The 13,404-nt window shown below is 69.7% G+C and carries 12 protein-coding genes; 11 read left to right on the forward strand and 1 reads right to left on the reverse strand.

Annotation, left to right across the window (positions count from 1 at the left end; translation table 11 throughout):
• Window positions 1-832, reverse strand: an 832-nt coding sequence (locus QTI51_RS25330) for an IS110 family RNA-guided transposase (RefSeq protein ID WP_286516440.1), incomplete at its 3' end; no start/stop codon positions are given.
• A gap of 433 nt (window positions 833-1,265) precedes the next feature.
• Between QTI51_RS25330 and QTI51_RS25335 the strand changes: the two genes are divergently transcribed.
• The 11 genes from QTI51_RS25335 to QTI51_RS25385 all read left to right on the forward strand — a co-directional run bounded on the left by QTI51_RS25335 (window position 1,266) and on the right by QTI51_RS25385 (window position 13,340).
• Entirely contained in the window at window positions 1,266-2,201 is a 936-nt protein-coding gene (locus QTI51_RS25335; RefSeq protein ID WP_286516442.1) for a CysB family HTH-type transcriptional regulator, read from the forward strand.
• A gap of 203 nt (window positions 2,202-2,404) precedes the next feature.
• The gene (locus QTI51_RS25340) at window positions 2,405-3,028 is read left to right on the forward strand and encodes an HD domain-containing protein (protein WP_286516444.1); all 624 of its coding nucleotides are present in this window, start codon (window positions 2,405-2,407) and stop codon (window positions 3,026-3,028) included.
• A gap of 178 nt (window positions 3,029-3,206) precedes the next feature.
• Window positions 3,207-4,139 carry a TauD/TfdA dioxygenase family protein gene (locus QTI51_RS25345; RefSeq protein WP_286516446.1) on the forward strand — a complete coding sequence of 311 codons (933 nt, stop codon included), beginning with the start codon at window positions 3,207-3,209 and terminating at the stop codon, window positions 4,137-4,139.
• Between the two features lie 66 nt (window positions 4,140-4,205).
• Window positions 4,206-5,576, forward strand: a complete 1,371-nt coding sequence (locus QTI51_RS25350; protein WP_286516447.1) for an LLM class flavin-dependent oxidoreductase — start codon at window positions 4,206-4,208, stop codon at window positions 5,574-5,576.
• The gene (locus QTI51_RS25355; RefSeq protein ID WP_286516449.1) at window positions 5,573-6,754 is read left to right on the forward strand and encodes an SfnB family sulfur acquisition oxidoreductase; all 1,182 of its coding nucleotides are present in this window, start codon (window positions 5,573-5,575) and stop codon (window positions 6,752-6,754) included. Before QTI51_RS25350 ends, QTI51_RS25355 begins: the two co-directional genes overlap by 4 nt.
• A 337-nt stretch (window positions 6,755-7,091) precedes the next feature.
• Complete coding sequence (locus QTI51_RS25360) at window positions 7,092-8,717, forward strand: ABC transporter substrate-binding protein (RefSeq protein WP_286516450.1); 1,626 nt, start codon at window positions 7,092-7,094, stop codon at window positions 8,715-8,717.
• 8 nt (window positions 8,718-8,725) lie between these two features.
• Window positions 8,726-9,757, forward strand: coding sequence for an ABC transporter permease (locus QTI51_RS25365; RefSeq protein WP_286516451.1), 1,032 nt, complete (start codon window positions 8,726-8,728; stop codon window positions 9,755-9,757).
• Window positions 9,754-10,593, forward strand: coding sequence for an ABC transporter permease (locus QTI51_RS25370; RefSeq protein ID WP_286516452.1), 840 nt, complete (start codon window positions 9,754-9,756; stop codon window positions 10,591-10,593). Before QTI51_RS25365 ends, QTI51_RS25370 begins: the two co-directional genes overlap by 4 nt.
• Window positions 10,590-11,642: an ABC transporter ATP-binding protein gene (locus QTI51_RS25375; protein ID WP_286516453.1), complete on the forward strand. Its 1,053-nt coding sequence runs from the start codon at window positions 10,590-10,592 to the stop codon at window positions 11,640-11,642. Before QTI51_RS25370 ends, QTI51_RS25375 begins: the two co-directional genes overlap by 4 nt.
• The gene (locus QTI51_RS25380; protein ID WP_286516455.1) at window positions 11,639-12,502 is read left to right on the forward strand and encodes a nitroreductase family protein; all 864 of its coding nucleotides are present in this window, start codon (window positions 11,639-11,641) and stop codon (window positions 12,500-12,502) included. The genes QTI51_RS25375 and QTI51_RS25380 overlap by 4 nt, the downstream gene beginning before the upstream one ends.
• Before the next feature lie 10 nt (window positions 12,503-12,512).
• The gene (locus QTI51_RS25385) at window positions 12,513-13,340 is read left to right on the forward strand and encodes an ABC transporter ATP-binding protein (protein ID WP_286516456.1); all 828 of its coding nucleotides are present in this window, start codon (window positions 12,513-12,515) and stop codon (window positions 13,338-13,340) included.
• The last annotated feature ends 64 nt before the right edge of the window (window positions 13,341-13,404 follow it).

Here is a 13,404-nt window from a genome sequence, read left to right on the forward strand (position 1 = left end):
ACATGTCGCCTCGCTTGGTGATGTGGCCCAGGTTGTTCTTGCCCCCGCTGGAGTTCTGCCGCGGGGTCAGGCCCAGCCAGGCGCCGAATTGCGCACCGTTCTTGAATTGCTGGAAGTCACCCACGGTGGCCACCACGGCAGAGGCCGTGACCGGCCCTACGCCCATGAGCTGCTCGGCCTGGCGCACCTGCTCGCTGGCCTTGCCGTGTGCGGCGATGCGCTGGTCGCACCAACGCATGTGCTCGTCGAGTTCCTGCCACTGCGCGTAGGCGCGTTGCAGCGCCAACCGGGCGAGGCTGCCGAGCTCGTTGCTGGCGTCTTCCATGGCGTCGGGCAGGGCCTGGCGCAACACCTCGGGTTTTTGGGGGAACACCAGTCCGAACTCCGCAAGCAGCCCTCGGATGCGATTGATGCAGGCCACGCGTTCCTCCTTGAAGCCCTCGCGCAGGCGGTGAATGCACAGCATGCTTTGCTGCTCCACGCGCTTGATGGCCACGAAGTGCATCTGAGGGCGCGAAGCGGCTTCGCAGATGGCGGCAGCGTCGTTGGCGTCGTTCTTGCCGCCCCTGCCTTGCAACCGATAGGGCACGACGAGGTGAGCGGGGATGATGCGCGCCTGCAGCCCCAGCGCGAGCAGCTTGCGTGCCCAGTGGTGAGCACTGGAGCTGGCCTCCATGGCGACCAGGCAGCCTGCGGGCAGCTGCGCGCACCAGGGCAGGAACTTGTCGCGCGCCAAGGCCCGGCTTGTGACGCGCACGCCAGCGGAATTGACCGCACAAACCTGGATGACGCGCTTTGCCAGATCGACACCGACTCGGGTAATCTCGTTCATGGGGCTTCTCCTTCCAAAGGTTTCAGATTGACTTCGCACATCAATCTTGGTACTCGATACCGTGACCAGGAAGCGAGAAGTCCCTTTGCATTCATTTCGCTGCGGGAAGCACCCGACGCCCTGTTCACCTGGGCACGCTGTGGGTGAACCGCGATCAACCACCGCTGCGCACAACGATCACGCCGGTGGGGTAGCCCTTTTCGAGAAATTAAGGAGGAGGCCGAAGGCCGGGGGACATTCGAGAAAAGGGCTACCCCGCCGGCGTGATCGCGCCCTGGAAAAAGCGGCCGTCGCACATACGCAGACACCCCCGCATATCCATAGCCGCATTTCTTCTTTGGCGGCCTCAACGTGCGCAACCCACACTCTGCAAACGAACGGGGCTTCCCCCGGTGATCCACACAGAGACAACGCACACCCCACCACAGACCCAATGAACTTCCAGCAATTGCGTTCCGTGCGGGAAACCGTGCGCAGCGGCTTTAACCTGACAGAGGCCGCGCAAACGCTGCGTGCCTCGCAGTCCGGCGTGAGCCGGCAGATTCGCGACCTGGAACAAGAGCTGGGCATCGAGCTCTTCGTGCGTTCGGGCAAGCGGCTCACGGGGCTGACGCCGCCCGGGGACCATCTGTTGCCGATCATCGAGCGCGTGCTTGCCGAGAGTCGCCATCTGCAGCAGGCCGGTCATGCGTACCTGGCACAACAGCAGGGCGTGCTGTCGGTGGCGGCCACGCATTCGCAGGCGCGCTATGCCTTGCCGCGCGCGGTGCAGGAATTTCGTTTGCGCTTTCCGGGAGTGCGGCTGCATCTTCACCAGGGCTCGCCCAAGCAGGTGGCGCAGATGCTGCAAGACGGCGAGGCCGATGTCGGCATCGCCACAGAGGCGCTGGCCGATCACTCGCAACTGCTGGCACTGCCCTGCCGCTGTTGGCGCCACGTGGTCATCGCGCCGCTGGCGCATCCGCTGCTGCGCGCGCAAGGGCCGCTCACGCTGGAGCAACTCGCGGCCTGGCCGCTCATCACCTACGACAACGGCCTGACCGGCCGCTCGCGCATCGACGACGCCTTCGCGCGCGCCGGCCTCGCCCCCGAGATCGTGCTGGCCGCGATGGATGCGGACGTCATCAAGACCTACGTGGCACTCGGCATGGGCGTGGGCATCGTGGCCGACCTGGCCTGCGACGCCGAGCGCGACACGCACCTGGGCACGCTCGACGCGGGCCACCTCTTCGGCGTGAACCAGACCAAGCTCGCGGTGCGCCGCGGCGGCTACCTGCGCAGCTATGTGTATGCCTTCATCGAGTGCTTCGCGCCAGACCTGCCGCGCCCGGCGATCGAGCTGGCCGCTGCGGCGGCGAACGACGCCTGACTCTCACGGCCGGTCGGCCGCAGGGCATTCGCGGTCGCTGATTTCCTGAAGGGCGTGTTCAGGCAGGCCATCGATGTTGATCGGCCGAGCCAAACCCTTGTCGATGCCACGCAGCACGGCACCTTGCAGTCCAGAATCCCTGCGCCACCAGCGAACGACAGCCTGGACGCCGAGACCCAAAGACACGCAAGGAAACAACGACGATGCCTATCGTTCACCAGGAAAGCCCAACTCATTCCGCGCATCCAGCACAGGACGCACGCGCGCATTTCGACAACATCGCGAACAGCACGCAGGCCGACTGGGAGACCATCACACGCGAGAGCCACCTGTACGAACGCGCAGTCGGCACGCGCGTGCTGGCGCACCTGAAGCTGCTGGCGGGCGAGTACGGCGGCTTTCCGGTGGACCGGCTCGAGCACAGCCTGCAATGCGCCACGCTGGCCCATCGCGACGGCAGGGACGTGGAGTACGTGGTGTGCGCGCTGCTGCACGACATCGGCGACACGCTGGCGTCCTTCAACCACTTCGACATTGCCGCGGCCATACTGCAGCCCTTCGTCAGCTCGGAGAACCTGTGGATGGTGCGGCAGCACGGCATCTTCCAGGGCTACTACTTCTTCCACCAGCTCGGGCTGGACCGCAACCTGCGGGAGCGGTTTCGCGACCAGCCCGCGCTGTTCGAGCGCACGGCGGAGTTCTGCTTCAAGTACGACGCGCCGGCCTTCAAGCCGGGCTTCGACACGCTGCCACTGGCCTTCTTCGCGCCGATAGTGAACGAGGTGTTCTCGCAAAAGCCCCGCTCGATCTACACCGCACCGGGCTGAACGGCCTGCACGGCCTGCACGGCCTGCACGGCCTGCACGGCCTGAACGGCCTGAACGGCCTGAACGGCCTGAACGCCAAACGAGTTTTGCGCATATGCACATGCGCAATGGGCGCATGCGGAGGACGCGAACTTTCCTAGCATTCGGGCTACTGCATCGCGCTGAAGACGCCCCACCCATGTCCTTCCCGACCGACACCCTCACCCGCCCCACGCCCCCCGTGGCGCCCACCGGCGCAAGCGAACTTTCCACCGAAGGCTTCCGCATCTCGCCCATCGCCGCGTCGCTGGGCGCCGAGGTCACGGGCCTGGACGCCACGCGCCCTTTGCGCGCTGACCAGGTGCTGGCGCTGAAGCGCGCGCTGCTGGAGCGGCATGTGCTGGTCTTCAAGCGCCAGCAACTCGACGACGCGCAGTTCGAGCGCCTGGCCAGCTACTTCGGCAGCGTGTTCCGCCCTCCGGCCAACGTGCCGGTGCTGGGCTCCGACCCGTATGGCGGCAACACGCCCGACATCGTGCACGTGTCGAACCTGGCCGGCGGCGTGCTCGGGCACGACGAACTGGCCGCGCATGCCGACCACCACTGGACGCCGGTGCCCTCGTCGGGCTCGCTGCTCTACGGCATCGAGGTGCCGTCCGAAGGCGGCGACACCACCTGGTTCAACCTGGCGGCCGCATGGGACGAGCTCGACGCCGGCACGCAGCGCGAGATCGCCGAGCTGAAGCTCATCACCTACAACCCCTTCCTGCGCAAGCTCAAGCCGCTGACCACCGGCTTTCCGCTGTACCGCACGCCCGACATCGAGCCGCTCACGCCCTTCGAGGTGCACCCGCTGGTGCGCACGCACCCCGACAGCGGCCGCCGCATCCTGCACCTGGGCGAGAAGACCGAGGTGGAAATCGTCGGCGTCGAGCCGCAGTACGGCGCCGCGCTGGTCGCCCGGCTGCGCAAGCACCTGCTGCAGCCGCGCTTCGCGTACACGCACCGCTGGTCGGTGGGCGACATCGTGTACTGGGACAACCAGGCCACGCTGCACGCGCGCAGCGCCTTCGACAACGGCGAGCGGCGCCTGCTCAAGCGCATCAGCCTGTCGGGCAGCCGCCCCTACTGAGCGACGCTGCAGCCACCGAATACGCGAACACGCGCGGCCCGCCAGGGGCGGCGCGCGCAACCCCGCATGGCCCCTCGCCGCCCCATCCTGCTGAACGCGTTCGACATGAACGCGGTCGGCCACATCTCGCACGGCCTGTGGCGCCACCCGCGCGACCGGTCCACCGAGTACAAGCGCCTGCCCTACTGGTTGGACCTGGCACGCACGCTGGAACGCGGCCTGTTCGACGGCCTGTTCCTGGCCGACGTGACGGGCGTGTACGACGTGTGGGGCGGCAATGCCGACGCGGCGCTGCGCGACGCCATCCAGCTGCCCATCAACGACCCGGCGGTGCTGGTCGGTGCCATGGCCAGCGTGACGCGCAACCTGGGCTTCGGCATCACCGCCACCATTTCCGCCGAGCAGCCGCATGCCTTCGCGCGGCGCATGTCCACGCTCGACCACCTGAGCGAAGGCCGCATCGGCTGGAACATCGTCACCGGTTTTCTCGACAGCTCGGCGCGGGCGCGCGGCGACACGGCCACCGCCGGCCACGACCAGCGCTACGACCGCGCCGACGAGTTCATGGAACTGGTCTACCGGCTGTGGGAGTCGAGCTGGGACGACGACGCGGTGCTCGCAGACCGTGCGAGCGGCATCTACACAGACCCGGCAAAGGTGCGCGCCATTCACCACGAAGGCGCGTTCTACAAGCTCGATGCGGTGCACCCTTGCGAGCCGTCGCCGCAGCGCACGCCGCTGCTGTTCCAGGCCGGCGCTTCCGCGCGCGGCACCGCCTTCGCGGCGCGCCATGCGGAGGTGGTGTTCGTGCCCAACCAGGGGTTGAAAGCGACCGCCGCGGTCGTGCACAAGCTCAAGGCCGCGATGGCCGAGGCCGGCCGCGATGCATCGAGCGTGCGCTTCGTCACCACCTTGCAGGTGGTGCCCGGCCGCACCGAAAGCGAAGCCCGCGAACGCTACGAAGACTACCGCCGCTACGCCCGCCCCGAGGCCGGGCTGGTGCAGTTCTCCAGCGCCATCGGCGCCGACCTGTCGCGCCACGGCCTGGACGACCCGGTCACGGGCGGCAGCGCCGACGCCATCCAGAGTTCGGTCGCTTCGCTGCAGCGGCACAGCGCCGCGCCCACGGTGCGACAGCTGCTCGCACAGATGCCGCTGGGCGGGCGCCACACGCCCGTGGTCGGCACGCCCGCGCAGATCGCCGACGAAATCGAGGCCTGGGTGCAGGAGGCCGGCGTGGACGGCTTCAACCTGGTGCGCACGGTGAGCCCCGAGGGCCTCGAGCATTTCGTCGACCTCGTCGTGCCCGAGCTGCAGCGCCGCGGCCTGCACAAGCGCGCCTATGCCGAGGGCAGCTGGCGCGAAAAGATCTTCGGGCGCGCCAGCGTGCGCCCGTCCGCCGTTCAGTCGGTCAAACCGCACCCCACCCCGCCATGACCGCCCACCTGATCAAGACCGACGCCGAAGCCATTGAAGTCGCCCGCGCGCTGGCCGCCGAGTTCGCGCCGACCGCCTCCGAGCGCGACCGCGAGCGCCGGTTGCCGCATGCCGAGGTCGAGCGCTTCTCGGCCAGCGGCCTGTGGGGCATCGCGGTGCCGCGCGCCTTCGGTGGCGCGGCGGTGTCGCACGTGACGCTGGCGGAGGTCATCGCATTGATTTCCGAAGCCGACCCCGCACTCGGCCAGATTCCGCAGAACCACCATTGCCTGGTCGATGCGGTGCGCCTCATCGGCAACCCGGCGCAGCAAGACTTCTTCTTTCGCGAAGCATTGGAAGGCAAGCGCTTCGGCAATGCCGTGTCGGAAAGCGGCACGCCCAATGCCAAGGTCGTGACCGCGCGCCTGACGAAAACACCGGAGGGCCTGCGCCTGAACGGCCGCAAGTTCTATTGCACGGGCGCGCTGTTCGCGCACTGGGTGCCGGTCGCGGCCAAGGACGAGCAAGACCGACAGGTGCTGGTCTACGTGCGACGCAACGCGCTAGGGCTGGAAGTGATCGACGACTGGAGCGGCTTCGGCCAGCGCACCACCGCCAGCGGCACGGTCACGGCCGAGAACGTGGCGGTCGATGCACTGCAGGTCTTTCCCCGCGCCCAGCTGTTCGACCCACCCACCATCCACGGCCCCTTCGCCCAGATCCTGCATGCCGCCATAGACCTGGGCATCGGCCGCGCGGCCATGGCCGACCTGCGCACATGGGTGCGAGACCGTGCGCGCCCCTGGCCGGACAGCGGCGTGGCACGCGCGGCGGACGACCCGCTCACGCTGGCCAAGCTCGGCGAACTGGTCATCCGGCAGCATGCCGCGGAGGCCCTGCTGGAGCGCAGCGGCCGTTACCTCGACTCGGCACGCGAGCACAGCACGCCCGAGCGCGTGACAGAGGCCTCCATTGCCGTGGCGGAGACCAAGGTGGTGACGACCGAGTTCGCGTTGCGCGCAGCCACGACGCTGATCGAGCTGGGTGGCACGCAGGCCACGCTGGCCGAGCACAACCTGGACCGCCATTGGCGCAATGCACGCACGCACACGGTTCATGACCCTGTTCGATGGAAGCCACATGCCATCGGCAACCACTGGTTGAACGGTGCTACGCCTCAGCGGCACGCATCTTTGTGATGTGCTCGTTCTTTGACTTCTGTTGTTCCGGGCGCGATCACGCCGGCGGGGTAGCCCTTTTCTCGAATGTCCCCCGCCCTTCGGGCTCCTCCTTTATTTCTCGAAAAGGGCTACCTCGCCGTCGTGATCGTTGTTCGCAGCGGTCGTTGATCGCGGTTCACCGGCAGCGTGCCCAGGTGAACAGGGCGTCGGGTGCTTCACGCAGCGAAATCAAGGAGGAGGGGCGCAGCCCCGGGGGACATTCGCGGAGGGAAGTACCCGGCGGCCTGTTCACACGCCCTGAACAGCGCAAGCACCAAACCCAACCCCAATTCACAGTTTCCAAAGAGAGTTCCAAATGGACCGTCGCAGCTTCATCCAACAGAGCACCGCATTCGTCTCGGTAGGCGCTACCGGCGCCATCGCCACGACGGGGCTGGGCCTGCCGCTTTCCGCGTTCGCACAGTCCAGAAAGGAAACCGTGCGCGTGCTCGCCGAAGGTGCGCCGAATTCGCAAGACCCGCATGGCGAAGGCGTGAGCCGCGAATCGCTGGGACTGTTCACCAATGTGTACGACCGGCTCATCAACTTCGACCGGGTGCAGGTGTCGCCGGGGGTTTTCAAGTACGACTACGGGCGCTTTCGCGGTGAACTGGCGGAGAGCTTCGAGCAGTCGGCGGACGGCCGCACGCTGACCTTCAAGCTGCGCCGTGATGCGACCTTTCACGACGGCAAGCCCGTGACCGCCAACGACGTGAAATGGTCGCTCGACCGTGCGGTCTCCCTGCCGGCCAGCAAACGGCAACTGGCCACCGGCTCGCTGGAGAACCCCGCGCAGTTCAGCGTGGTGGATGCGCACACCTTCCGCATCACCCTGCCGCGCGCCGACCGCTACACGCTGCCCAACCTGGCGCTGTTCTTCGCGTCGGTGCTCAACGCTGAACTCGCGCGCTCGCATGCCACCGCGGCCGACCCCTGGGCTGCGGAGTGGGTCAAGGCCAATGCGGCGGGCGGAGGTGCCTACCGCGTCGAGAACTTCACGCCGGGGCAACAGGTCATTTATGCACGCTTCGACGGCTGGAAGAGCGGCGCGTTGCCGCAGGTGCGCCGGGCGGTGTTCCAGGTCGTGCCCTCTGCCTCGAACCGCGTGGCCGCGCTGCTGAAGGGCGATGCCGACGTGGCGCTGCAGCTGCCGCCCAAGGACCTCGATGCGCTCACCGACACCACGCGCGCCAAGGTCGTGTCGGTGCCCGTGACCACCAGCTTTCGCTTCGTGGCCTTCAACACGCAGGCCAAGCCCTTCGACGACGTGCGCGTGCGCCAGGCCATTGCCTACGCCCTGCCCTACACCTCGCTGCTGCGCGGCGCCAACCTGGGCCGCGGCGAGCCGTTGTACGGCGCAAAGTCGGCCAAGCCCACGAGCAGCCGCTTTCCGCAACCCTATCCCTACGAAACGCAGTTGCTGCGCGCACGCGAACTGCTGGCGCAGGCCGGGCTGGCCAAGGGCTTCAAGACCAGCTTCAGCTACAACGTGGGCGACGCCACGCTGGCCGAACCCGCCGCGCTGCTGATCCAGGAGGCGCTGGGCAAGATCGGCATCGAGCTGAGCATCGAGAAAGTGCCCGGCGCGCAATGGGGCACGCTGCAGACCGAGAAGAAACTGCCCTTCTTCATCGACAGTTCGTCGGCCTGGTTCAACGACCCCGACTACTTCTTCCGCATCTTCTTCCAGGGCGACTGGCGCTGGAACTTCGGCTCGTTCAAGAACGACGAACTCGCCAAGCTGGTCGAGCAGGCGCGCTGGGAAACCGACCGCGCCAGGTACGACCGCGCCATCCAGCGCGCCATCGAAATCGCGTTCGACCAGGTGCCGCTGGTGCCGCTGTGGCTGCCCTCGTTCGAGGCGGCGCTGCAGCCCGACCTGCAGGGCTTTACCTACTACATCCACGGGCAGGTGGACTTCCGCCCGCTTACGCGCGGATGAGCGTCGGCGTGGCCACGGGAGCGAACTTCGCGGCGCGCATCGGCGCCCGGGTGCTGGCGACGCTGCCGGTGCTGCTGGGCGCGGTCGTCTTCACCTTCCTGCTCACGCACGTGCTGCCGGGCGACCCCGCCGCGTTCCTCGCTTCGGGCCCGAGCGCGGGGCCTGAAGAAATCGCGCAGATCCGCGCACGCATGGGCCTCGACCAGCCGCTGCCCACGCAACTGTGGCACTACCTGTTGGCGCTGGCGCAGGGCGACTGGGGCCAGTCGCACACCACCGGCCAGCCGGTGTGGACCGACCTGCGCCAGCGCCTGCCCGCCACGCTGGAGCTCACCTTCGTGGCCTTCGCGCTCACGCTGGCCGTCGCGCTGCCGCTGGGCGCGGCCGCGGCGCTGCGCCCGCGTTCGGTGTGGGACCGGGCGTGCACGCTGCTCACGGTCGGCGGCAGCTGCATGCCGACCTTCGTCATCGCGCTGCTGCTGGTGTACGTCTTCTACTTCCTGCTGGGCTGGGCGCCGGAGCCGACCGGGCGCATCGACGCCATGCTCGCGCCGCCCCCCACCGTCACCGGCTTTCTGCTGGTGGACGCCACGCTCGCGGGCCAGTGGGAGGCGCTCGCGTCGGCAGCGGGCCGGCTGCTGCTGCCGGCGGTGGCGATGGCACTGTTCTCGCTGGCGCCGGTGGCGCGGCTCATGCGCGCGTCGCTGCTCGGCGTGTTGCGCAGCGACCCGGTGCGCACCGCGCGTGCGCTCGGGCTGCCGCGCCGCGCAGTGCTGGCGAGCGCGCTGCACCTGGCGCTGCTGCCCGTGGTCACGGGGGCGGGCATGGTGTTCTCGTACATGCTGAGCGCCAACGTGGTGATCGAGAAGGTCTTCGCCTGGCCCGGCATCGGCAGCTATGCGCTCGACGCGCTGCTGGCTGCCGACCACGCACCGCTGCAGGGTTTCGTGCTGCTGGTGGCGCTGCTGTTCGTGGGCGTGAACCTGGCGGTCGACCTGCTGCACGCGCGCATCGATCCGCGCGCGGGGGCGCAGGCATGAGGGCGCGGCGGCCATGGGCGCATGCCAATGCGGTGCTCGGCCTGCTGCTGCTCGCGCTGTTCCTGCTGGCGGCGCTGCTCGGGCCGGCGCTGGCACCTTTCGATCCGCTGGCGACCGACGTCATCGCGCGCCTGCAGCCGCCCGGCGCCGCGCACTGGTTCGGCACCGATGCGCTGGGGCGCGACCTGTTCTCGCGCGTGCTGGTGGCGACACGGCTCGACCTGGGCATGGCGGCGGGCGCGGTGGTGCTGTCGCTGCTCGCGGGCAGCGCGATCGGCGCGTGGTGCGGCTTTGTCGGCGGCCGGCTCGACCGATGGACCGGCAGGCTGGTCGATGTGCTGATGGCCTTCCCTTTGTTCGTGGTGGCCATGGCGCTGGTCGCGGCCTGGGGCAACAGCGTGGCGAACATCGTCTACGCGACGGCGCTCATCAACCTGCCCTTCTACATCCGGCTGGCGCGCAGCGAGGTGGGCGTGCGGCGCAACGCGGGCTATGTGCTGGCCGCGCGGCTCGGTGGCGCGACGGCGCCGCGCCTGCTGTTCGGCGTGCTGCTGCCGCATGTGCTGCCGATGCTGGCGGTGCAAGGCTCCATCAACCTCGGGTGGGCGCTGCTGAACGGCGCGGGCTTGTCGTTCATCGGGCTGGGCGTGCGGCCGCCGACGGCGGAATGGGGCGTGCTGGTGAGCGAAGGCGCGCCGTACATCATCACGGGCCAATGGTGGCTGGCCTTTTTCCCCGGGCTGGCGCTGTTCGCGGCGGTGGGCTGCTTCACGCTGCTGGGCGATGCGCTGCGCGACCTGCTCGACCCGCGCGGCGCCGCGGAGGCCGCTGCATGAGCGCGCCGATGCTCGAGGTCGACGGCCTCACGCTGCGCTTTCGCACGCCTTCAGGCCTGGTGAACGTGCTCGACAACGTCGGCTTCGCGCTGCAGGCCGGCGAAACGCTGGGGCTGGTCGGCGAAAGCGGCTCGGGCAAGTCGGTCACCGCGCTGGCGCTGGCCGGCCTGCTCGATGCGCGCGCGCAGGTGCAGGCGCGCACGCTGCGCTTTCAGGGGCGCGACCTGCTGAACAGCCGGGGCGAGCCCGATCCGGCGGCATGGCAAGGCCTGCGCGGGCGCCGCATCGGCTTCGTGTTCCAGAGCCCGCGCCGCGCGCTGCATCCGCTGAGGCCCATCGGCGCGCAGTTGCAGCAGGTGCTTCAGGTGCACCGCGGCCTGAAGCCGGCCGCGGCACGGCAGGAGGCGCTCGCGTGGATCGAGCGCGTCGGCCTGAGCGACCCGGCGCGCCGCTTCAAGGCCCATGCGCACGAGCTGTCGGGCGGCCAGTGCCAGCGCGTGATGATCGCGCTGGCGCTGGCCGGCGAGCCCGAGCTGCTGATTGCCGACGAGCCCACCACCGGCCTCGACGTGAGCACGCAGGCGCGCGTGCTCGACCTGGTCGCGGAGCTTTCCGGGCTCGCGCGCGAGCGGCGCCTGGCCATGCTGCTGATCACGCACGACCTGGCGCTGGCCGCGCAACGCTGCGCGCGCATCGCGGTGATGCACGCGGGGCAGCTGGTGGAGACGCTGCCTTCCGCCGGCCTGCGCGACGGCGCCGCCCACCCCTACACGCGCCAGCTGCTGCGCGCCACACCGCAGTCGGCCGCCACGCTGGAGGCGCTGCGCAGCGTGGACGGCACCCTGCCCGACCTGACGCGCAACGACCTGCCCGCCTGCCGCTTCGCCGAGCGCTGCGACAGGGCCGAAGCGCGCTGCCGCGCGCAGGCCGCACCGCTCACGCGGCTCACGGGGCTCACGGGGCTCGGCACGCGCTTCGGCGCGCCGCACGCGCTGGCCTGCTGGCACCCGGTTCAAGTCTTTCACCCACCGCTTCCCATCGCCGCATGACCAAACTTCTCACCCATTCGGACACCGGCTCGGACACCGACCCCGGCTTTGCCGGCCTCTGGCGCGCACGCTACGGCGAGGGCGTCGCGCCCGCGCCGCCGGCCGCGCCCAACCCGGTGCTGCAGGCGCTGCTCGCGCACCGCTCCGTGCGCGCCTTCGACCCCGCGCCGCTGGACCCCGGCACGCTCGAGTGGCTGATTGCCGCGGCGCAGTCGGCGCCCAGCTCGTCGAACCTGCAGACCTGGAGCGTGGTCGCCGTGGAAGACCCTGGGCGCAAGGCGCGCCTGGCCGAGTTCGCGGGCGACCAGCGCCAGGTGCGCGAGGCGCCGCTGGTGCTGGTGTGGCTGGCCGACCTGGCGCGGCTGCGCGGGCTGGCCGAACAGGCGCAGGTGCCCATCGAGGGCGCGGACTACCTCGACTCGTCGCTGATGGGCGTGATCGATGCGGTGCTGGCCGCGCAGAACGCCGTGGTCGCCGCGCAATCGCTCGGGCTGGGCACGGTGTACCTGGGCGCCATTCGCAACCAGCCCGAGCGCGTGGCGCAGGAGCTGGGGCTGCCGCCCGGCGTGTTCGCGGTGGTGGGCCTGTGCATCGGCCGGCCCGACGCCGCGCGCCCCGCCGCGGTGAAGCCGCGCCTGCCGCAAAGCGCGGTGCTCTCGCGCGAGCGCTATGCGCAGCCCGAGGCGCAGCAGCACGTGCGGCGCTACGACGACACCATGCAGTCTTTCTATGCCGCGCAGGGCATGCCGGTCGCGCGCTGGAGCGAGCATTCGCTGGCCCGCCTGCGCGGCCCCGAGCAATTGCGCGGACGCCACCGGCTGGTCGAGGCGCTGCAAGCCCAGCGCATCGGCCTGCGCTGAGGGCACCCGCATGGCGCAGCGGCCCCTGCTGGAAGTGCACGACCTGGTGGCGCGCTACGCGCTGCCCGGCGTGCCGTCGTTCGGCGGGCTGGTCACGCAGCGGCGCTGGCTGCAGGCGGTCGACGGCGTGAGCTTCACGCTCGCGCGCGGCGAGGCCGTGGGGCTGGTCGGCGAGTCGGGCTGCGGCAAGTCGACGCTGGTGTCGCTGCTGGCGCGGCTGGCCGACCCGGTGTCGGGACGCATCGTGTTCGACGGCATCGAGCTGGCCGACCAACCTGCAGCACAGGCTGCGAAGGCGCCGTGGCGGCACCGCGTGCAGATGGTGTTCCAGGACCCGCACGACAGCCTGGACCCGCGCAGGACCGCGTTCGATGCCATCGCCGATCCGCTGCGTTCGCTGCGCGGGCTGAGGGGCGACGCGCTGCGGCAGCGTGTGCTCGACGTGGCGCAGCGCGTGCAGCTGGGCGCCGACCTGCTGCAGCGCCGCCCGCACGAGCTTTCCGGCGGGCAGGCCGCGCGCGTGGGCATCGCGCGGGCGCTGGCGCCCGAACCCGAGCTCCTGATACTCGACGAGCCCACCGCGGCGCTCGACGTGTCGGTGCAGGCCGGCGTGCTGGCGCTGCTCGACCGGCTGCGGCGCGAGCTGGGCCTGGCGATCGTGTTCGTCTCGCACGATCTGGGCGTGGTGCGCCTGCTGTGCGAGCGCGTGCTGGTGATGCGCGAAGGCCGCATCGTCGACCAGGGACCGGCGCGCGAGCTGCTCGACCGGCCGCGCCACGCGTACACCGCGGCGCTGGCGGTGGCGATTCCGCGCTTTCCCGAGCGTGCGAATTCCTAGCGCTTGCTCGTTCGTGCCAGTGCCTGCCGGTGTGCCTAGTGCGAGCCCTGCATAAGCAACAGCC

Origin of the sequence: Variovorax sp. J22G73 (assembly GCF_030317035.1) — a bacterium.
Lineage (GTDB): Bacteria > Pseudomonadota > Gammaproteobacteria > Burkholderiales > Burkholderiaceae_C > Variovorax.

Bases quoted from the DNA above. Each gene is read 5' to 3' on its own strand.
- QTI51_RS25370 (WP_286516452.1), top strand. From the start codon at position 9,754: ATGAGGGCGCGGCGGCCATGGGCGCATGCCAATGCGGTGCTCGGCCTG.
- QTI51_RS25380 (WP_286516455.1), top strand. From the start codon at position 11,639: ATGACCAAACTTCTCACCCATTCGGACACCGGCTCGGACACCGACCCC.
- QTI51_RS25345 (WP_286516446.1), top strand. From the start codon at position 3,207: ATGTCCTTCCCGACCGACACCCTCACCCGCCCCACGCCCCCCGTGGCG.
- QTI51_RS25355 (WP_286516449.1), top strand. From the start codon at position 5,573: ATGACCGCCCACCTGATCAAGACCGACGCCGAAGCCATTGAAGTCGCC.
- QTI51_RS25335 (WP_286516442.1), top strand. From the start codon at position 1,266: ATGAACTTCCAGCAATTGCGTTCCGTGCGGGAAACCGTGCGCAGCGGC.
- QTI51_RS25385 (WP_286516456.1), top strand. From the start codon at position 12,513: ATGGCGCAGCGGCCCCTGCTGGAAGTGCACGACCTGGTGGCGCGCTAC.
- QTI51_RS25375 (WP_286516453.1), top strand. From the start codon at position 10,590: ATGAGCGCGCCGATGCTCGAGGTCGACGGCCTCACGCTGCGCTTTCGC.
- QTI51_RS25350 (WP_286516447.1), top strand. From the start codon at position 4,206: ATGGCCCCTCGCCGCCCCATCCTGCTGAACGCGTTCGACATGAACGCG.
- QTI51_RS25340 (WP_286516444.1), top strand. From the start codon at position 2,405: ATGCCTATCGTTCACCAGGAAAGCCCAACTCATTCCGCGCATCCAGCA.
- QTI51_RS25360 (WP_286516450.1), top strand. From the start codon at position 7,092: ATGGACCGTCGCAGCTTCATCCAACAGAGCACCGCATTCGTCTCGGTA.